This is a genomic window from Streptomyces sp. NPDC034085, from assembly GCF_055575555.1.
In genome coordinates this window covers 65,887-83,503 of the sequence record NZ_JBVISL010000012.1, presented here as the reverse complement: position 1 = coordinate 83,503, position 17,617 = coordinate 65,887, and the positions used below count along the sequence as shown (strand labels likewise).

The window sequence follows — 17,617 nt, the reverse complement described above, 5'->3', positions numbered from 1 at the left end:
GTCCCGGTGACGGCGCTCATCGCCTAGCGCGGCCGCAACACGCATGGTCCGTTACGGCGTGTTCGTGAAGGAGCGGCGGTACGAGCGGGGCGGCACTCCCCGGCGGCGTACGAACTGATCGCGCAACACGGCCGCGCTTCCGTATCCGACGCGACGGGCGATCTCTTCGACTGGCAGCTCCGTGGTCTCCAGGAGTTCCTCGGCGGTGCCCAGACGCAGGCTGCGCAGCCAGGCGTGGGGCGTGGTGCCGGTCGCCGCGGTGAAGCGGCGGGCGAAGGTGCGTTTGCTCATCATGGCCCGCCGGGCCAGTTCTGCGACGTGAAGCGGCTGGTGGAGGTTCCCGCGGGCCCACGCGAGTACCTCGGCGAGACGCTCGTCGCGGCAGTCCTCGGGGACGGGGGTGGCCAGGTACTGCGCCTGCCCGCCATCGCGGTGGGAGGGCAGTACGACGTCCCGGGCCACGGCGTTGGCCATCGCGGCTCCGTGTTCCCGCCGCAGCAGGTGCAGGCAGAGGTCGAAGCCCGCAGCGGCTCCCGCGCCCGTGATGATGCGTCCTTCGTCGATGTAGAGGGCGTCGGATTCGACGGTGACCTCGGGGTGGCGCTGGGCGAGCAGTTCGGCGAACCGCCAGTGGGTGGTGGCCCGCCGCCCGTCGAGCAGTCCGGCGGCGGCGAGCGCGAAGGCGCCGACGCAGTGGGCCGCGACCAGTGCACCGCGCTCGTGCGCGGCCGACAGCGCACCGAGCACGGCGGGGGCGGGTGGTGTGCGGAAGCCGGCCCACGGCAGGGCGATCACCAGATCGGCCGAGGCGAGCCGCTCCAGACCGTGCGTGATGGTGAGCGGCACGCCGAGGTCGGTGGGGACCGGCCCGGGCCGGTCGGTGCACAGCGCGAAGTCGAACCCGCGCAGTGCCTCCCCGTGCGGCCCGAAGACCTCGGTGACGATGCCGACGGCGAGCATGCCGACTCCGGGCGGGGTGTAAGCGGCGACGGTCCTGAAGGGAGGCACGCGTACAGTGTGGCAGCAATCCTGCGATCAGCGGCAGCTGTGCCACTCGTGGATGATCGACTGCTCGGCGAGGATGGGGGCATGACAGACGCACCGATCGGCCGCAGCGCCGCATTCAAGGTCCTGACCACCGGATACGTTGGCTCCACCGGCCCCGGAGTCGCCGCCACCGTCTCCTACGTGCACGACGCGGGACGGCACGTGATCTTCGACCCCGGCATGGTGGCGAGCCACGACGACATCCTTTCCCCGCTCGCGGAGTTGGGGCTGGGTCCCGAGGACATCACCGACGTGGTGCTCAGTCACCACCACCCCGACAACACCATGAACGTGGGCCTGTTCCGAGAGGCCCGGGTGCACGACCACAAGGTGGAGTACCTGGGCGACCAGTGGAAGAACCGGGACGCGGAGGGCTACGAACTCACCCCGTCGCTCCGGCTGATCCGCACCCCGGGGCACAGCGCCGAGGACATCACACTGCTCGCCGGCACGGACTCCGGCGTTGTGGCCTTCGCCGGTGACCTGTGGTGGCACGCGCAGGGTCCGGCGGACGACCCGGTAGCCCCTGACCGTGAGGTGCTGCGTACCTCCCGGCTCCGGGTGCTGGCCGCCGCGGACCTGATCGTGCCCGGCCACGGCGCCCCGTTCAGGGCCGACGACACCACGCCCCGCTAGGCGTACTGCCCGCTCTGAGCCGCGGACTTCCGTCCGCCGCGCTGTCGCGCGGCGGCGGGCTGTTCCTCGGTGAAACGCAGAGCGGGGGGTGCGGAGGACGCCGTACGATCGCATGGCGGCGGTCCGACGGTCACGACGAGGACGGTCAGGCACGCTGGTATCCCTGCACCGTTGCCCTTCAGGAGCGTCGTGTCCTTCAGCCGGTCTCAGTCCCGGGTCCAGGTGCCGGCAGCCCTGGCCGCCTCGCAGGACGGCGATGCCTGGCGGGCATGGACTGCTGCCCTGCCGCCTCTGGCGGAGGAGTTCTTGGACCGTTGGAGCCTGCGACTGGACGGACCGCCCGCGCACGGGGCTGTCGCACTCGTACTGCCCGTTCTCCAGGCGGAGGGCCCGCCCGCGGTACTCAAGCTCCAGCCCGTCGACGAGGAAACGCAAGGCGAGCCGCTCGCCCTGCGCGTCTGGGGCGCACGCCACGCGGTCACACTGCTGGACAGCGCACCGGACTCCGGGGTCATGCTTCTGGAACGTCTCGACGCCGCTCGGTCCCTTGCGACGGTGTCCGACGGCACTGCGGCTCTCGAACGCCTTTCCGAGCTGCTGGCGCAGCTGGCCGCCGTTCCGGCTCCCGCCGGCCTGCGGCTGCTGTCCGACATCGCCCGCGCCATGATCGACCGGGTTCCCACCTACTCCCGCTCTCTGGCGGACCCCTCCGAGCGCCGACTGCTGGCGACGTGCGCGGCTGCGGTGCGGGAGCTGCTGGACGAGCCCGGGGACCGGCTGCTGCACTGGGATCTGCACTACGACAACGTCCTCGCGCCTCTTCCGTCCTCGCAGGTCGCGGGACGGGCTCCGTGGCTCGCCATCGACCCCAAACCCCTCGCCGGCGACCCGGCCTTCGAACTGCTGCCCGCGTTGCGCAACCGGTGGGACGACGTCATCGCCGCCGCGGACGTGTCACGGGCCATACGCCATCGCTTCCACCTCATGACAGAAGTGATCGGACTGGACCGAGAGCGGGCCGCCGGATGGACGCTCGGCCGCGTGCTGCAGAACTGCCTCTGGGACATCGAGGACGGCGCTGTCGCACTGCAGCCCGAGCAGACAGCGATCGCCCGAGCACTACTCGACCCCTGACGACTGCGCCCTCGGGCCACGGGACCGGCCGGCCCACACCAGGGCAGCCACCTGATCAGTGCCACCTCCAGGGCACTACGGCCTGCGGTGTAAGCGATCAGGAAGTCACGCGCAGCTCACAACCCGCGGATGGCTTCGGCCAGTTCGGAGCCGTAGGATGCCCAGCAGACGAGTGAGCCGTCGGCGTCGAGCTCCCCCATGAACCATTCGCCGTCAGCTCGGGCGAGGCACAGGCCATGGAAGGACAGGATGACGTCAGGCTGGAGGACGTCGTAGTCGGCGGAGCCGACCTGTTCGACAACGACGAGTCGTTCCAGCGACAGCAACTCCGCCTGAGCATCGCCCGACACCGAACGGACCCGCTCGATCGTCCATCCGTCCGGGAGATCTGCGTTCACTGCTGCATGGTCGCAACCAGGGTGTCTCAAAGCCACTCGTTTACCGCGGCGACCAGCACCGTCACGGTCCAGGTCCGCGGGGGCCTGGCTTTCGCTTCTCCTGCCCGGGGGGAGGGCGCTCGCCCGCCCCCCGGGCTTTCGCCGTCGGCTACTTCGTCGTGCGGTTCGTGGAGAAGGCGGGCGCTCTCCCCAGCACTTCGATCGTCTCTTCCATCTCACGGACCCTGCGGCGCAGTTGCACCAGTTCCTCACGCTCGGCCGTGGTCAGCGCGCCCGCCGGCCCCTCGCCCCGCTCCGCCGCCAGCTCCTCCGCGATCGCCGCCGCGAACGCGTCCACGTCGTCCTCGGTGGTGTCGAAGGACGTCATCCAGCGGACCTCGCCGGCCTGCTCGTCCCAGGTGTAGAAGCGGAAACGCTTCTGGAGACGCTCGGTGACGGCCGCCGGCAGGACGGCGAAGATCTGGTTGGCCTGCACCGGGCGGGAGATCTCCAGGCCCGGCAGTCCGCGCACCGCCTCGTACAGCCGCTGGGTCATCTCGTTGGAGCGGGCCGCCGAGCGCAGCCAGAGGTCGCCGCCGAGCAGCGCCTCGAACTGCACCGACATGAAACGCATCTTGGAGCCCAGCTGCATGCTCGTCTTGCGCAGGTGGGCCATACCGCGCACCGCGTCCTCGTTGAGCACGATCACCGCCTCGCCGAAGAGCAGCCCGTTCTTGGTGCCGCCGAGCGAGAGGACGTCCACGCCGGCGTCGGTGGTCATCTCGCGCAGGGACACGCCGAGGGTGGCGGCGGCGTTGGCGAGCCGGGCGCCGTCCAAGTAGACGAGCATGCCGAGGTCGTGCGCGTGGTCGCAGATCGCGCGGATCTCGTCCGGCGTGTAGCAGGTGCCGAGCTCGGTGGACTGGGCGATCGAGACGACCTTGGGCCGGGCCCGGTGCTCGTCCTCGAAGCCCCACGCCTGACGGTCAATCAGCTCGGGGGTGAGCTTGCCGTCCCAGGCGGGCACCGTCAGGAGCTTGATCCCGGCGACCTTCTCGGGCGCCCCGCCCTCATCGACGTTGATGTGGGCCGACTCGGCGCAGACCACGGCGTCCCAGCGGTCGAGCATGGTCTGGAGTGCGACCACGTTCGCGCCGGTGCCGTTGAAGACCGGGTACGTGCGCGCGGTGGGGCCGAAGTGGCCGCGCACCACTTCCTGGAGGCGCTCGGTGTAGACGTCGGCGCCGTAGCTGACTTGGTGGCCGCCGTTGGCCAGGGCTATCGCCGCGAGGATCTCGGGGTGCGCGCCCGCGTAGTTGTCGCTGGCGAAGCCGCGCTCGTCCGGGTCGTGTCGTCGCTGTACGGTCATGGTGCTCGCTTACTTGTCTCGGTCGTAGGGGTGTGACACATGTGGTCCGGACGGACGCCGGCCGGCCCGCTCAGGCCGGTGCCGGCTCCGTCCGGGTGCGGGCCTTCTCCAGGCCGCGCACCAAGGGCGGCGCGGCGAACCCGAGCAGGGCGAAGAGCGCCGCGAGGACCAGCCGGCCGGTCGCCGCCGCGCCGACGACCAGGGAGGTCATCAGCCACGGCCCGGCGAACTGCTGGAGCCCCCGCCCCAGGGAGAACACCGCCTGGTACTCCCCCTGCCGGCCCGCCGGGGCGAGCCCGAAGGACAGGCCCCAGCTCGCCGACGCCTGGTACAGCTCGCCGAGGACGAGCACCAGCGCGCCGCCCAGCAGGGCCGCACTGTCCAGGAGCGCGCCGTGCCCCTCGCTCGCCGCGAAGACCAGGCAGGACGCCCCCAGTGCCCACCCCGCCCAGCGCAGCATACGTGCCGCTCCCGCCGGGGTACCCGCGCCCCTGCTCACCGTGACCTGGAACAACAGCACCAGCACGGTGTCCAGGATCATCAGCCCCGACACCAGCAGCGCGGGCGCGTCGGTGCCGGAGACGATCCACAGCGGCAGACCGACCGTCAGCAGCGGGTGGTACAGCTCCAGAGCGCCACACACCAGCGCGACCGCCACATAGCGCACGTCCCGTAGCGCGGCGCTGCGCAGCACCCCGCCCGGCGCCTCCGCGGCGGTGGTCCGGGGCCTGGCGCCCGCGGGCAGCTGCATCCCGAGCAGTACGGCGACGGAGACCAACTGGAGGGCGGCGTTGGCGAGGACCGTGGCGTACAGGGCGGTCGAGGTGCCGGCCGCGATGGCGGCTCCGGCCAGTGCGGCCCCGCCGAGGAAGCCCAGGTTGAACAGGCTGCGCATCTGCGCGCTCACCCTGACCCGCTCCGCCTCGCCCACCAGCGCGTCGGTGAGCGACGCCTGGAGCGCACCGGCCGAGGTCTCCAGGACCGCGACGGCGCAGGCGACCGCGAGGAACGCGGCGAAGCCGTCCACCAGGCAGTACGCGGTGAAGCCGACGGCCGCGAGCAGGAAGTCGACGGTGAGCACCCGGCTCGCGCCGACCCGGTCCGCGAGCCGGCCGAGGGGCACGGTGCAGACCAGACCGCAGAGCCCGGCGACCGACAGTGCGAGGCCCACCCGCTGGGCGGGGCTGCCGATGGTCTGGGTGAAGAACACGGCGCTGGCGGTCAGGAACACCCCGAGCCCCAGCGACTGGATGAGCATGAGGACGCCGAGCCGCCGGGCATTCCCGGCGGCAGCCCAATCCCGGCTGCGACGCCGATCAGGGTGGCGCCCCGGGAGGAGGCGGGTTCGACCACGAGGACGCGGGCAGGACGAAGTGCATCTGTGTGCGGCAAAGCGAAATCCCCCGAGGCTGAGCCGTGTTGGACCGGACTCATGGGCGCGGTCCTGATCATGATCTTTCTATCCGGACGCCTCGACCCCGGTCAACGGATCACCGCAAAAAGATCGGCGAGAGCGAACCCAAACCGCACATTTTCCGGGACGAGGGCCCTGTCAGAGCCCGTTCGGGCTCCGAAACCGCCGGAAGGCCCTCGCGAAAGGTCCCCAGCGGAGAGCCCCCCTCGGCGGACTCCGCCGCGGCCGGCGGGCTGTGAGGAACCGGGGCCAACAGCCGTACCGGCGGTAGAGCTCGAGGGCGACAGCCGGCGGCGTGAAGCAAGTGCCGTCCGGGTCGCCGCTCTCCCTCGATCCGCCCCCCGCTTCTTGGGCCTTCGCCGTAGACCCGGCCGGCGGGACGGGAGAGGTGACCGGGTGGGCGTTCGTGCGCCCGTTCGGTTGCCGGCCGAGGTTCGTTAGGCTCGCAGGCATGGAAGCCCGTACCCCGCCCGTTCTCCTCCTGTCGGCACCCCGGACCTCCACGGGCGAACTCCTCGCCCGCGCGGCGGCCTGGCGCGGCTACGAGGTGACCGACCGGGCGGCGAGCGCCGAGGGTCGCAGGGTGCACTGGTACGGCGGTCCCCGTGCGGCCGCACGCCTTGCCGCCCCGTTGGGCCTCGGGCTGCTCGAGCCGGCCGATGACTGGCTGACGCGCGTACCGGACCCCCTCCTGCGGCGCCGTGTACGGCTCACCACCCTCGCCGAGGCCCGTGCGCTGCGTGAACGGGCCTTCGTGAAGCCGCCGTCGGCGAAGATCGACCTGCTTCCGGCCGCCGTCCACGAGGACGGGACCAGCCTGCCCGGCGGACTCGATGGCTCCACGCCGGTCCTGGTGAGCGGCGTCGTGGAGTTCGTCGCGGAGTACCGGCTGTTCGTCCTCGACGGCACCGTCCTCACGGGGAGCCGCTACGCCGTCTGCGGGCGCCTCGACCCGGCGCCGCTGGACGCCGGGAGTCTCGCCTTCGGCCGTACGGTCCTCGAGGCCACGGCCGCCGGCCTGCCGAGCGCGGTGTGCCTGGACATCGGCCGGCTCGCCGCCGGCGGCTGGGCGGTGGTCGAGGCGAACATGGCATGGTTCGCCCACTGTTACGCCGCCGAGCCGGAACGCGTCCTCGACACGGTGCTCCGCGCCGCCGGCCCGATCGCCGCGGTCGCGAGCCGGGACCGGCCGTACCTGAGGGGGGAAGTGGAAGAACGGGGGGCAGACCGAGAGCGCGGCCGACTGCAGGAGCGGGCGGCACCCTCGGTGTAGCCGACTTCGGGTGCAAGGGCTGCTTACGGGGTAGGCGCAGGTGAGGCTGACTCGACCGGCGGCGGGCCGTCAGTCTTCGTCCGGTTGCGGGACGTGGCCCGCCGCTTTCTGCACGGTGCTCTCCAGCTCGTCGCGGTTCAGACCGAGAGCCTCCGCGTACTGGTCCAGGGCCGTATCCAGCAGCCACCAGGGCTCGCGCGCGTCTTCCCACGCGTCCCGCCAGGTGACGTGCTGCTCGTCGGTCCATTGAGCCGAGTCGCCGAGTTCCGCCTGCAGGCGGGTCAACTCGGCTTGTGCTTCGTCGGTCGCTTCCTGCAGTTCGAGCAGTTCGTCCAGCACGTCAGACAGTTCGATTTCCACTCCGGGATTCTAGGTGCCAAGAGCCGCCCCCAGGGCCCCGGCCGGGCACGCCGAGCGATGCCGGAACGTGGGTCGATGCCGCCCAGAGGACACAGAGACACCCCCCTGCACCGTCATCGGGCGCTGGCGTCGGCCGCGCTGGGAGTCCGGGCCCTGAGCAGCACGCCGGCCACCAACGCCGCCAGCAGCAGAGCGCCGGCGGCCCACCAGAGGGCGTCGGTGTAGCCGAGCAGCAGCTGCTCGGACTGGCTCTCTTCCGACGAAGCGGCCAGACGAGCGCCGACGAGGGTCACGAGCAGCGCCCCACCGATCGACTCGCCCACCTGCTGCGCCATGAGAACGACCGCCGAGGCCGCGCCGGAGTGCCGCAGGGCGACGCCGGAGGTGGCGGTGGCGAAGAGCGGCCCGAAGGCCAGACCGCTGCCGAATCCGGTCAGGAGCATGCCGGGCACCACGTCGGGCCCGTACGCGCTCTCGGGGTCGACACCGGCGAGGAGCAGCGTCCCGGCCGCGGCGGTGACCAGTCCGGACACGATCAGCACGCGGGGCGCGGTGCGGCCCTGGAGGCGGGCCGAGACCTGCGTGGCGGCGATGACGGCCGCGGCGGCCAGCGGCAGGAGCAGCACCCCGGTCATGCCCGGGGCGTAGCCGAAGACGTACTGCATGTAGACGGTGAGCATGGGGAGCAGCACCACGAGCCCGGCGCCGGTCAGGAGCATCGCCAGGGCACACCCGAGGCGGTCGCGGTGCCAGTTGAGGTTCCCGGCCGACGGAGTGCCGGACGTCTTGGTCTGCCGCCACAGGAACACGATGAGCAGGAGGACGCCCGCCGCGAGGAGGCGCAGGGCCAGGGGAGTGGTCCAGCCGAGCCGCCCCGCCTCGTCCATGCCGTAGACCAGGGCAGCGAGTCCGCCGGAACCGAGCAGCACGCCGAACCGGTCGGAGCGGGCACCATCGTCCGACGGGCGTCCCGGCAGCAGGGTGGCCGCGCCGGTCACCGCGAGGGCCGCGAGCGGGACGGAGGCGTACTGCGACACGCGCCAGGACGCCAGCTCCGCGAGCCAGCCACCCGCGAGCATTCCGAGCGCTCCGCCGCCGGCCGCGACCGCCCCGTAGATCCCGAAGGCCCGGGAACGTTCCCTCGGGTCGGTGAAACCGGTGGACACCAGGGACAGTCCGGACGGTGTCACCAGGGCGGCGAACGCGCCCTGCAGGGCACGCGCCACGACCAGCAGGCCGGGGTCGCCCGCCGAGCCGCACAGCACCGAGACGGCTGCGAAGCCGGCCAGGCCGATGATCAGGGCCCGCTTGGCGCCCACGCGGTCGCACACGTACCCGCCGAACAGCAGCAGACCGGCGAAGGCGAGTACGTAGGCGGTGACCGGGTTCGGTGCGTCGTCGGCGAAGCCGAGATCGGACTGGACCGTCGGCAGGCCGGCGCTGAAACCCACCACGTCGAGGAGGACCAGCAGCTGCGTCAGGGCGATCACGCCCAGCCCCCACCAGCGCCTGGGGTGCGGGCCGGCCGGGTAGGGGAGGGCGGCCGGGGGCGGCCCGTAGCCCTGCGCGGGGACGGACCGCGCCGCGGCCGGGGCCGTGGGCGCGTACGGGGGCGGCGGCGCGGGCACCGGCTGGTGCTGGCGCGGTACGGAGGGGACGCGGGGATCCGGCTGCGCGCCGGGCGCCGCGGTGGGCGTCTCGGGGGACCAGTCCAGCAACTTGGCGGCACGGCGGCCGAGTTGCGCCAGTACCGGGCCCGGCAGCCACTCCCCGGGCTGTTCGACCGCCGTCCGGTCGGCGACCTCCTGGGGCGTCGGCCGGGCGGCCGGATCCTTCTCCAGGCAGGCGCGTACGAGGCCGCTCAGCGCCTGCGGAACGCCGGTGAGGTCCGGTTCCTCCTCGGCCACCCGGAAGAGGTGGGCGTTCAGCCCGGAGTCGGCGGCGCCGAACAGGAGCCGTCCGGTGGAGGCGTACACGAGGACGGCACCGAGGCAGAAGACGTCGCTGGCGGGCGTGAGTTCGCGGCCGCGGACCTGCTCCGGAGACATGAAGCCGGGGGAGCCGATGAGCATGCCGGTGCGGGTGTGCAGGCTGTCCCCGGTGAGGCTGTCCATCGCCCGAGCGATGCCGAAGTCGATGACGCGGGGGCCGTCGACGGTGACGAGTACGTTCGACGGCTTCAGGTCACGGTGGATCAGGCCTGCCTCGTGCACGGCCCGCAGGGCGACGGCGAGCCGGTTGGCGAGGGTGTGCACCGAGTACTCGGGCAGCGGCCCGAAGTCCTCGGCGACCACGGTGCGCAGGTCCGGCCCCGGGATGTACTGCGTCGCCACCCACGGCACGGCGGCCGCCGGGTCGGCGTCGAGCACCGCTGCCGTCCAGTCCCCGCCCACCCGCCGGGCTGCGGCCACCTCGCGGGCGAAGCGCCTGCGGAACTCGGGGTGCCCGGCGTGCTCGGCCTGCACGACCTTCACCGCCACGGTGCGCCCGCCCTCGGACCGGCCCAGATAGACCAGGCCCATGCCGCCCTCACCCAGCCGGGCGATCAGACGGTACGGGCCGATGTGGGTCGGGTCTGCTGCGATCAACTGGTCCACGGGGCGAAGTATGCCAACCGTCAGGCCGGGGTGAGCCCGGGGTGGCGACGAAAGCGGCGGCCGGAGAGACGTATCGGGGCATCGTCACCGCCTCGGTCGCGGTCCGCCGGCGGAGCAAGGGGAACGGCCGACATGGCGGGACCCCGGCGTTGTCAGTGCTGGGCAGCATGATGACCTTCATGACCGAAAACAGCGCCCTGCTCTCTCCTGCCGCTTACGTGCAGGCCGTGACCACCGCCTTGGCTGCGTCGGCCGCGTACTACGGCGACGGGACGACCCCGCTCGGCGACGACGAGTACGACGGACTGCTGCGCGCCATCGCGGCCTACGAGGACGCCCACCCCGACGAGGTGCTGGCCGAGTCGCCGACCGGGAAGGTGGCGGGCGGGGCGGTGCAGGGCGACGTGCCGCACTCGGTGCCGATGCTCTCCCTCGACAACGTCTTCGACGCCGACGAGCTCGCCGAGTGGGCGGCAGGGCTGGAACGACGGCTCGGGCGCCCTGTTGCCGGGTGGTGTGTGGAGCCCAAGCTCGACGGCCTCGCGGTGGCCGCCCGCTACCGGGGCGGCCGGCTCGTTCAGCTCCTCACCCGCGGCGACGGTCTGGCCGGCGAGGACATCACCCACGCCGCCGACGCCGTCCTCGGACTGCCGCCGGTGCTCACCGAACCGGTCGACGTCGAGTTGCGCGGGGAGGTGCTGCTGACGACCGCGCAGTTCGAGGAGGCCAACCGGATCCGGCTCGCCCACGAGGCCACGCCCTTCGCGCATCCGCGCAGCGGGGCGGCCGGCACCCTGCGGGCCAAGGACCGCCTCTACCGGATCGAGTTGACGTTCTTCGCCTACGGCGCGATCGGCCTCGACGACCTCGGCCACCTCGCCCTGCTGGAGAAGCTGGCCGCGCTCGGCGCGAACACGGCAGCCGGCACGCCTACAGCCCCGAAGCGCTGCGAGACCCTGGAGCAGGTGCAGGAACGTATCGACGTGATCGCCGGCCTGCGCGCGGACCTGCCGTTCGGGATCGACGGTGTCGTCGTGAAGGCCGACACGGCCGAGGACCAGCGGCAGGCCGGCAACGGCTCGCGCGCCCCCAGGTGGGCGGTGGCGCGGAAGCTGGCGGCAGAGCACAAGGTGACGCGCCTTGTGGCGGTGGAGTGGAACGTCGGCCGGACCGGGATCATCGCCCCGCGCGCCGTCCTGGAGCCCGTGGTCATCGACGGGGTGACGGTCACCTACGCCACCCTCCACAACCCGTCCGACATCACCCGCCGCGGCCTCATGATCGGCGACCAGGTGTTCGTGTACCGGGCCGGCGACGTGATCCCCCGCGTGGAGGCACCGCTGGCCGACCAGCGCACCGGCGCCGAGACCCCGATCCTCTTCCCCGAATCGTGCCCCCGCTGCGGCGACGCGATCGACGCCTCCGAACAGCGGTGGCGGTGCGTACGCGGACGCAGCTGCCAGGCCGTGGCCTCGGTCATCTACGCAGCCGGCCGCGACCAGCTCGACATCGAAGGCCTCGGCAGCACGCGCGCCGTCCAGCTGGTGGAGGCCGGCCTGGTCAACGACATCGCCGACCTGTTCACCCTCACCCGCGAGCAGCTCCTCGGCTTGGAACGGATGGGCGAGACCAGCGTCACCAACCTCCTGGCCGCGATCGAGACCGCCCGCGAGGCCGCCCTGAACCGCGTGTTCTGTGCGCTCGGCGTCCGCGGCACCGGGCGCACGATGTCCCGCCGGATCGCCGCGTACTTCGGCTCGATGGCCGCCATCCGGGCCGCCGACGCCGACACCCTGGCCGGGGTCGACGGCATCGGCACCGAGAAGGCCCGCGTCATCGCGGCCGAACTCGCCGAACTCGCCCCGCTCCTCGACAAGCTCCAGGCCCAGCAGGTAGGCACGCAGGTCACCGAACCGCAGCACGAGCCCGCGTCCGAGGCGACCGCCGGCGACGCCGCGGAGGGCGGCCCGCTGGCCGGACAGGCCGTCGTCGTCACCGGCTCCATGACCGGGCCCCTTGCCGCGCTGTCCCGTAACGAGATGAACGAGCTGATCGAGCGGGCCGGCGCAAAGGCATCGTCCTCTGTGTCCAAGCGCACCACCCTCCTGGTGGCGGGCGAAAAGGCCGGCTCCAAGCGCACCAAGGCCGAAGAACTGGGCATCCGCATCCTCGCCCCGGAGGAATTCGCCACCCTCGTAGCCGACCTCCTCCCCACCCACTAGCCCTCACCGCCCGCCGACCCCCGGCCCAGGCCTGTCCGGACTCACTTCGCCGTAGACCGCGTGCCGGGATGCCTCGGTACTACGCCCCCGGCTTGGATGGCGTGCGCTGCGCGCACCTACTGCCCTGATCATCGACGGCCGCCGGTGATCGAGCTCGAGGTCCAGGGCATCTCCGATGCGTGAAGACATGCTGGGTCTGAAGCGAAGGACTGTGGGCCGGCTTCTACGACCAGAACGCCGACGACACCGCCGACCTCATCCTCATCCTCATGCTCCGCACCACCGAGGCGAACCCTCAGCTCAAGGCGGAGAAGGCGCGGATGTCCATCAGCCAGGAGTTCACGAACTTCATCGCCGGGGCGAAGGCACACGACGCCGCCACCGTCGACGCCGGCCCGCATGGCGGCGGGCTCACCTGCGGCGTCGTGACGTATCCCGTCGGTGACCGGCCTGTCTGCTCGTGGAGCGACGCCGCCACCTTCGCTGTCACCACGCTGTTCTACCCCGCCGCGCTCGCCGACGCCGCGAGCACGACCCTCGCCGCCCGTAGCGCCGCCATGAGCTGAAGGGCGGCTTCACTCCTGTGGGGGGACAGCCCCGGTCAGGCCGTCCACCAGCATCGCAAAGGAGTTCCGGGGCAGCTGCTGAAGGGGCTGGCCTTCGGTGTGACGGGAATGCCTGGACGTCTCGGCGAGGACGAATTCGCGTCGGGGTATCAGCTCGCAGGGGCGTCATCGCGTCTCGGATCACCGCTGCGGTGACGGCGAGGCGGCGGGCCGTGCCGGCGGAGGCACGCCGTCCCCACCGCTGCGGAAGCTCAGCTGATCACACCTCTCCACCTGGAGCAGGAGGCGCCTGACGGGGCCGCCCGATAGGGGGCGGGGCCCGCGGCCACTTTGTGACGTGTTCAAGGTCGGTCGCGAGTAGTGTTGTTGCAGCTTCTGTTCGCTCCAGGTTCGTCCGACGGAGAGGAAGAGACATGCGCAAGGCCCTGATGGTGATGAGCGTGGCCGTGATGACGGCCATCGGTTTCGCCGCGCCGGCGCAAGCCGCCGTGAACGACGTGGACATGCCCTTCGGCATGGCCTACGGCAACAGCACCACTGCTGGGACGATCCACTTCACCGACGGGTACACCGCCACCGTGTCCGGCGCCGTCCATGCGGCGAGCGGCTACCGCCGGGTCTGCGCCTACGGGGCGAACGGTGACGCGAGGTCGGGTCTCATCTGCAGCCCGTACGCGCAGGCGGGCGGGGCGGACCAGCCCCTCAGCGGATCACTGCGGATCGCGGTCCCGGGCGGCGTCCAGCGGGTCTACATCACGATGTACGACGGGAACAACGCGCGTCTGGCCGAGGAGTTCTGTACCCGCAACGGCTGTACGCGAGTGGTCTGAGCCGACAGTAGTTCTGTCCTCCATCCACACGATCCGAGCGCTTGTTTCATTCCCCGTGCACAGTGATCGCCGTTGCTGAAGTAGCGCGGTCCGGCCGGCGGTACGCCCTAGGATCATCCCGGTTGCAGACCTGGAGTACATGGACCGAGAGCACGTGGGGTGAGTGATGGCCGGCCGGGTCGTGGCGGTGAGCCGCAACGAGATGTATGCGTTCAGCAAGCCCAACCGGGAGTCGGTCACGTTGCTTGCCGGGCTCGGGGTCGAGGGGGACGTCCATGCGGGTGAGACGATCCGCCACCAGTTCCGCATGACGTACGAGCCGGATCTTCCCAACCTGCGCCAGGTCCATCTGATGCATGAGGAGCTCTTCGACGAGCTGGCGCTCAAGGGGTTCGACATCTCCGCGGGCCAGCTCGGCGAGAACATCACCACCCGTGGGGTGGACCTGCTGGGCCTCCCCACCGGGGCGCTGCTCCACCTCGGGGAGCAGGCGGTAGTCGAGGTGACGGGGCTGCGCAATCCCTGTGCGAAGATCAACGACTTCCGTGCAGGACTGCTCGGTCAGGTCTTCGCCCTGGACCCGGACTCGGGCGAGTTCACCTTCAAGTCCGGCGTCATGGCTGTGGTCCGTCGCGGCGGACCGGTCCGCCCGCAGGATCCCGTACGGGTCGAGCTGCCGCCGCCCCCTCACCGCCCCCTGGAGCGCGTCTAAAGGGTGTGGCAGGCGGTTGGTCTCGCCCAGGTCTGAGTGGTTGACCTGCTGTTTTCACCCTGTCAGGGCGAGGTTGTGCATGGTGGCGACGTCTCGGACGACATGGTGGAGGCCGTTGCCCCTCTGACGGCAGTCGCGCAGGATCTTCCAGTTCTTCATGCGGGCGAAGGTGTGCTCGCCACGGGCCCGGACTCGGCGGTGTTCGGTGTTGTCTTCCTCCTGCCCGCGCAGGAGAGGTCGTCCGGCTCTTCTGCCATGCGGCACGATGAGCCCGGTGCCCAAGTGGGCGCCGTCTGCGATGCGCAGGCATCCCGACGGCCTTGGCGGGCAGGTCGGACTTGCGCCAGACATGGGCGTCGGCCCTGTTGCCCGGCGCGGGCCGGGCCGGGCCGAGGTGACGACCAGGCGGTGGCGGCGTCGATGATGACCGGCCGCGGAGAACCGGTAGTTCCATGACGAGGCAGCAATGGTGTGATCGTGCACCGGGTCAAGGTGCCGTCCACGATCCGCAGCCGGCCGGTGTCGGCCACCGGCCGTGGGGGCCGGCTCGAGCGCCGGCAGCGGACGCAGCCGTTGGATGACCCGGCGGACGGCGGCCGGGGAGATCCCGAAGAGCAGCGCGAGCTGGTGCATCGTGTGGTTCGTGCGGTAGTACGCGGGCCCGGCCCTGGTCCTCCTGCGCGGAGGGTTCCTCGACCATCGGATGCGGGAGGAACAGCTCGGCGCCCTCAGCCCATACCACCGGGTGATTGTTGCCGATGGCCGGGGATGCGGAGCGACCTCGCCGGTTTCCTCCGGGCGATCGAGGCCGGGCCGGCCGTCCTGGGCGGCGTCCCGATGGGCGGTGCCACCGCGGTCGATACTGCGCTGATACACCCCCGAGTGGTCCGCGCGCTCGTCGTCGGCGGCGCGGGCACGCGTGAGCCGGTCTCCCAGAGCCTCGGGGCGCGTTGGCCGCTCAGCCGGACGCCCTGCCGGCTGGGTGGCTGCCTGCATGCCCCTGACCTTCGGCCCGCACCGCACACTCGACGAGGTCGACCCCGAGCCGGTCCGCCGCCTGCGGGAGATGATCTTCGGGATGCTCGCCAAGCACACCGATGACGAGCCCGACCTCCGGGTGCCCGGCGTGGACACCTGGCGGCGCGCCGCCGGCATCGCCGTACCGGCACTGGCTGTCAACGGCGCCCTCGACGCCGCCGATCACCTCGAGATGGCCGCCCGCCTGATGCGGCGCCTCCCGGGCGGCCGGACCGTCTCGGCCCCGGCGCGCCGCACTACCCGAACATGGACGACCCGGCCCGCTTCAACGCCCAACGGCGCCTGCCTGAACGGACGCGGGCTTCCGGTGGCTTTGTCAGCGAGTTGCGGTTCTGGTCCAACTTCTGTGGTGTGCCTACTCCCTGTGACCGTTGATCTTGCTGGTAGATCTCGCGAGATCGTCTGGAAACTGCTGGTGCCGACGACGTCCCGGCCGATGGTTCTGGGCTGTGCGCGAGGTACTACTCCGGCTGGAAGAGCTGCTCTTCCTGGCGGATCCGGGGATCAGGGTGGAGTCAGTGCAGGACGATGGCGAGGTGATTCGGGTCGGTGTCAGATGCCGGACGGCTGGGGTTCTGTGCCCGGGTTGTGGGAGCTGGTCGGGGCGGGTGCACGGCTCCTACCTGCGGTTTCCAGCTGACCTCCCCGTGGCGGGACGGCGGGTGGTGCTGCGGCTTCGTGTCCGGCGCTTCCCGTGCGAGGACGTCTCCTGCGGGCGCCGGACGTTCGTCGAGCAGGTCGCGGGCCTGACCCGGCGATACAGCCAGCGGACCGAACGCACGCGGTCAGTCCTGGCCGAGGTCGGCCTCGCATTGGCCGGCCGTGCCGGTGCCAGGCTGGCCGACGTCTTCGGGGCGAGGATCAGCCGGAATACGGTCCTGCGGCTGGTCGACGCCCTCCCGGAAGCCCAGCCACAGGTCGCCGCGGGTGGTCGGCGTCGACGAGTACGCGATGCGAAAGGGCCGTGTCTACGGGACTGTGCTGGTCGACGTCGAGACTCGCAGGCCGATTGACCTGCTGCCGGATCGTGAGGCGGGCCCTGTCGCGGCCTGGCTGGCCGAACGCCCGGGGATCGAGGTCGTCTGCCGTGACCGTGCTCCGTTCTGCGCCGAGGGGGCCAGGGTCGGGGCGCCCACTGCGGTCCAGGTCGCCGACCGGCTCCACCTGTGGCGCAACCTCGGCGAAGCGGCCGAGCGATGTGTCTCCCGCCACCGCCCGTGCCTACGTGCGACCTTCGTAGAGTCGGTGCCGGAGAAGGCGCCGGCCCCGGCCGAGAGCGGGTCGCCATGGCCGACCGGGCACCGTTTCGCCGATCGCACCCGGGCCAAGCACGCCACCGTCCACGCGCTGCTGACTGCCGGTCACAGCCGACGCTCGATCCAGCGCCAGCTCGGCATGACCTACCGAACCGTCCAACGGCTGGCCGACGCCGCCAGGCCGGAAGACCTGTTCCAGGGGCAGTGGCAGAACCGCCCGACCAAGCTCGACGACTTCAAGCCCTACCTGCACGAGCGATGGGCCAAAGGCTGCACGAACGCCTGGACCCTCTGGGAAGAGATCAAGGCTCACGGCTACACCGGCGGCTACGGAGCCGTCCGCGCCTACCTCCAGCCGTTCCGCACGGCCCGACCGCACCAGCAGCCCGCACGCCGTCCCCACGCACGGTCACCAGCTGGATCCTGACCCACCCCGATACCCTGCCGGAGAGCGAGCGCCTGAAGCTCAAAGCCGTCCTGGCCGGCTGCCCCGAACTGGATGCCCTCACCGGGCACGTCCGCGCGTTCGGGAAGATGCTCACCCAGCTCCAGGGCGACCAGCTCCCGCAATGGATCAAGGCGGTCCGCGCCGACGACCTGCCCAGCCTCCACACCTTCGTCAACGGCCTCGAACGCGATCTCGTAGCCGTCACCGCCGGCCTCACACTGCCGTGGAGCTCCGGCGTCGTCGAAGGCCACGTCAACCGGATCAAAATGATCAAGCGCCAGATGTACGGCCGGGCTGGCTTCGGCCTCTTGCGGAAACCGAGTCCTGCTGGCGTCCTG

The 17,617-nt window shown here is 71.5% G+C and carries 16 protein-coding genes and 2 pseudogenes; 10 read left to right on the top strand and 8 right to left on the bottom strand.

Going from position 1 to position 17,617, the window contains the following annotated elements; translation table 11 throughout:
* Window positions 1-51: 51 nt before the first annotated feature.
* Window positions 52-960, bottom strand: coding sequence for a GlxA family transcriptional regulator (locus ACZ501_RS30565; protein WP_468799922.1), 909 nt, complete (start codon window positions 958-960; stop codon window positions 52-54).
* A 129-nt stretch (window positions 961-1,089) separates the two neighbouring features.
* Between ACZ501_RS30565 and ACZ501_RS30560 the strand changes: the two genes are divergently transcribed.
* Together ACZ501_RS30560 and ACZ501_RS30555 are read left to right on the top strand one after the other, a co-directional pair.
* On the top strand, window positions 1,090-1,683 hold the full coding sequence (locus ACZ501_RS30560; protein WP_361601608.1) for an MBL fold metallo-hydrolase: 594 nt from the start codon (window positions 1,090-1,092) through the stop codon (window positions 1,681-1,683).
* A gap of 189 nt (window positions 1,684-1,872) precedes the next feature.
* Window positions 1,873-2,817, top strand: coding sequence for an aminoglycoside phosphotransferase family protein (locus tag ACZ501_RS30555; protein ID WP_468799920.1), 945 nt, complete (start codon window positions 1,873-1,875; stop codon window positions 2,815-2,817).
* Between the two features lie 116 nt (window positions 2,818-2,933).
* On the opposite strand, the gene ACZ501_RS30550 is transcribed toward ACZ501_RS30555, so the two are convergent.
* The 3 genes from ACZ501_RS30550 to ACZ501_RS30540 form a co-directional block, all read right to left on the bottom strand.
* On the bottom strand, window positions 2,934-3,215 hold the full coding sequence (locus ACZ501_RS30550; RefSeq protein WP_468799771.1) for a hypothetical protein: 282 nt from the start codon (window positions 3,213-3,215) through the stop codon (window positions 2,934-2,936).
* Between the two features lie 148 nt (window positions 3,216-3,363).
* Entirely contained in the window at window positions 3,364-4,563 is a 1,200-nt protein-coding gene (locus ACZ501_RS30545; protein WP_468799769.1) for a threonine aldolase family protein, read from the bottom strand.
* A gap of 70 nt (window positions 4,564-4,633) precedes the next feature.
* A complete protein-coding gene (locus ACZ501_RS30540) occupies window positions 4,634-5,821 on the bottom strand; it encodes an MFS transporter (protein ID WP_468799767.1) in 1,188 nt (395 codons plus the stop codon).
* Between the two features lie 607 nt (window positions 5,822-6,428).
* On the opposite strand from ACZ501_RS30540, the gene ACZ501_RS30535 reads away from it, so the two are divergent.
* Window positions 6,429-7,250 carry an ATP-grasp domain-containing protein gene (locus tag ACZ501_RS30535; RefSeq protein WP_468799765.1) on the top strand — a complete coding sequence of 274 codons (822 nt, stop codon included), beginning with the start codon at window positions 6,429-6,431 and terminating at the stop codon, window positions 7,248-7,250.
* 69 nt (window positions 7,251-7,319) lie between these two features.
* Here ACZ501_RS30535 and ACZ501_RS30530 read toward each other — a convergent pair whose 3' ends face one another.
* Window positions 7,320-7,610 carry a hypothetical protein gene (locus tag ACZ501_RS30530; RefSeq protein WP_361601590.1) on the bottom strand — a complete coding sequence of 97 codons (291 nt, stop codon included), beginning with the start codon at window positions 7,608-7,610 and terminating at the stop codon, window positions 7,320-7,322.
* Window positions 7,611-7,723: 113 nt separating this feature from the next.
* Window positions 7,724-10,207 carry an MDR family MFS transporter gene (locus ACZ501_RS30525; RefSeq protein ID WP_361601587.1) on the bottom strand — a complete coding sequence of 828 codons (2,484 nt, stop codon included), beginning with the start codon at window positions 10,205-10,207 and terminating at the stop codon, window positions 7,724-7,726.
* A 170-nt stretch (window positions 10,208-10,377) separates the two neighbouring features.
* Between ACZ501_RS30525 and ligA the strand changes: the two genes are divergently transcribed.
* The 4 genes from ligA to ACZ501_RS30505 all read left to right on the top strand — a co-directional run bounded on the left by ligA (window position 10,378) and on the right by ACZ501_RS30505 (window position 14,537).
* Window positions 10,378-12,429, top strand: coding sequence for an NAD-dependent DNA ligase LigA (ligA, locus tag ACZ501_RS30520; protein WP_468799918.1), 2,052 nt, complete (start codon window positions 10,378-10,380; stop codon window positions 12,427-12,429).
* Window positions 12,430-12,698: 269 nt separating this feature from the next.
* Window positions 12,699-12,995: a hypothetical protein gene (locus ACZ501_RS30515; RefSeq protein WP_361601584.1), complete on the top strand. Its 297-nt coding sequence runs from the start codon at window positions 12,699-12,701 to the stop codon at window positions 12,993-12,995.
* Between the two features lie 413 nt (window positions 12,996-13,408).
* A complete protein-coding gene (locus ACZ501_RS30510; RefSeq protein ID WP_468799763.1) occupies window positions 13,409-13,825 on the top strand; it encodes a hypothetical protein in 417 nt (138 codons plus the stop codon).
* A 166-nt stretch (window positions 13,826-13,991) separates the two neighbouring features.
* Complete coding sequence (locus ACZ501_RS30505; RefSeq protein ID WP_468799761.1) at window positions 13,992-14,537, top strand: MOSC domain-containing protein; 546 nt, start codon at window positions 13,992-13,994, stop codon at window positions 14,535-14,537.
* Window positions 14,538-14,591: 54 nt separating this feature from the next.
* Here ACZ501_RS30505 and ACZ501_RS30500 read toward each other — a convergent pair.
* Window positions 14,592-15,191: pseudogene (locus ACZ501_RS30500) on the bottom strand (transposase family protein); the annotation flags it as partial.
* A 304-nt stretch (window positions 15,192-15,495) separates the two neighbouring features.
* Window positions 15,496-15,741, bottom strand: a complete 246-nt coding sequence (locus ACZ501_RS30495) for a hypothetical protein (RefSeq protein ID WP_468799934.1) — start codon at window positions 15,739-15,741, stop codon at window positions 15,496-15,498.
* A 283-nt stretch (window positions 15,742-16,024) separates the two neighbouring features.
* Between ACZ501_RS30495 and ACZ501_RS30490 the strand changes: the two genes are divergently transcribed.
* The 3 genes and pseudogenes from ACZ501_RS30490 to ACZ501_RS30480 form a co-directional block, all read left to right on the top strand.
* A complete protein-coding gene (locus ACZ501_RS30490) occupies window positions 16,025-16,588 on the top strand; it encodes a transposase family protein (RefSeq protein ID WP_468799759.1) in 564 nt (187 codons plus the stop codon).
* Entirely contained in the window at window positions 16,503-17,258 is a 756-nt protein-coding gene (locus ACZ501_RS30485) for a transposase (RefSeq protein WP_468799757.1), read from the top strand. The genes ACZ501_RS30490 and ACZ501_RS30485 overlap by 86 nt, the downstream gene beginning before the upstream one ends.
* Window positions 17,252-17,596 (top strand): annotated as a pseudogene (locus ACZ501_RS30480) (ISL3 family transposase); the annotation flags it as partial. The gene ACZ501_RS30485 and the pseudogene ACZ501_RS30480, both read left to right, overlap by 7 nt.
* Window positions 17,597-17,617 lie beyond the last annotated feature (21 nt).

What these genes read in the sequence shown, in the direction of transcription:
- ACZ501_RS30515 (WP_361601584.1), top strand. Translation starts at nt 12,699, where the DNA reads ATGCTCCGCACCACCGAGGCGAACCCTCAGCTCAAGGCGGAGAAGGCG.
- ACZ501_RS30535 (WP_468799765.1), top strand. Translation starts at nt 6,429, where the DNA reads ATGGAAGCCCGTACCCCGCCCGTTCTCCTCCTGTCGGCACCCCGGACC.
- ACZ501_RS30560 (WP_361601608.1), top strand. Translation starts at nt 1,090, where the DNA reads ATGACAGACGCACCGATCGGCCGCAGCGCCGCATTCAAGGTCCTGACC.
- ligA (WP_468799918.1), top strand. Translation starts at nt 10,378, where the DNA reads ATGACCTTCATGACCGAAAACAGCGCCCTGCTCTCTCCTGCCGCTTAC.
- ACZ501_RS30545 (WP_468799769.1), bottom strand. Translation starts at nt 4,563, where the DNA reads ATGACCGTACAGCGACGACACGACCCGGACGAGCGCGGCTTCGCCAGC.
- ACZ501_RS30510 (WP_468799763.1), top strand. Translation starts at nt 13,409, where the DNA reads ATGCGCAAGGCCCTGATGGTGATGAGCGTGGCCGTGATGACGGCCATC.
- ACZ501_RS30565 (WP_468799922.1), bottom strand. Translation starts at nt 960, where the DNA reads ATGCTCGCCGTCGGCATCGTCACCGAGGTCTTCGGGCCGCACGGGGAG.
- ACZ501_RS30540 (WP_468799767.1), bottom strand. Translation starts at nt 5,821, where the DNA reads ATGCTCATCCAGTCGCTGGGGCTCGGGGTGTTCCTGACCGCCAGCGCC.
- ACZ501_RS30505 (WP_468799761.1), top strand. Translation starts at nt 13,992, where the DNA reads ATGGCCGGCCGGGTCGTGGCGGTGAGCCGCAACGAGATGTATGCGTTC.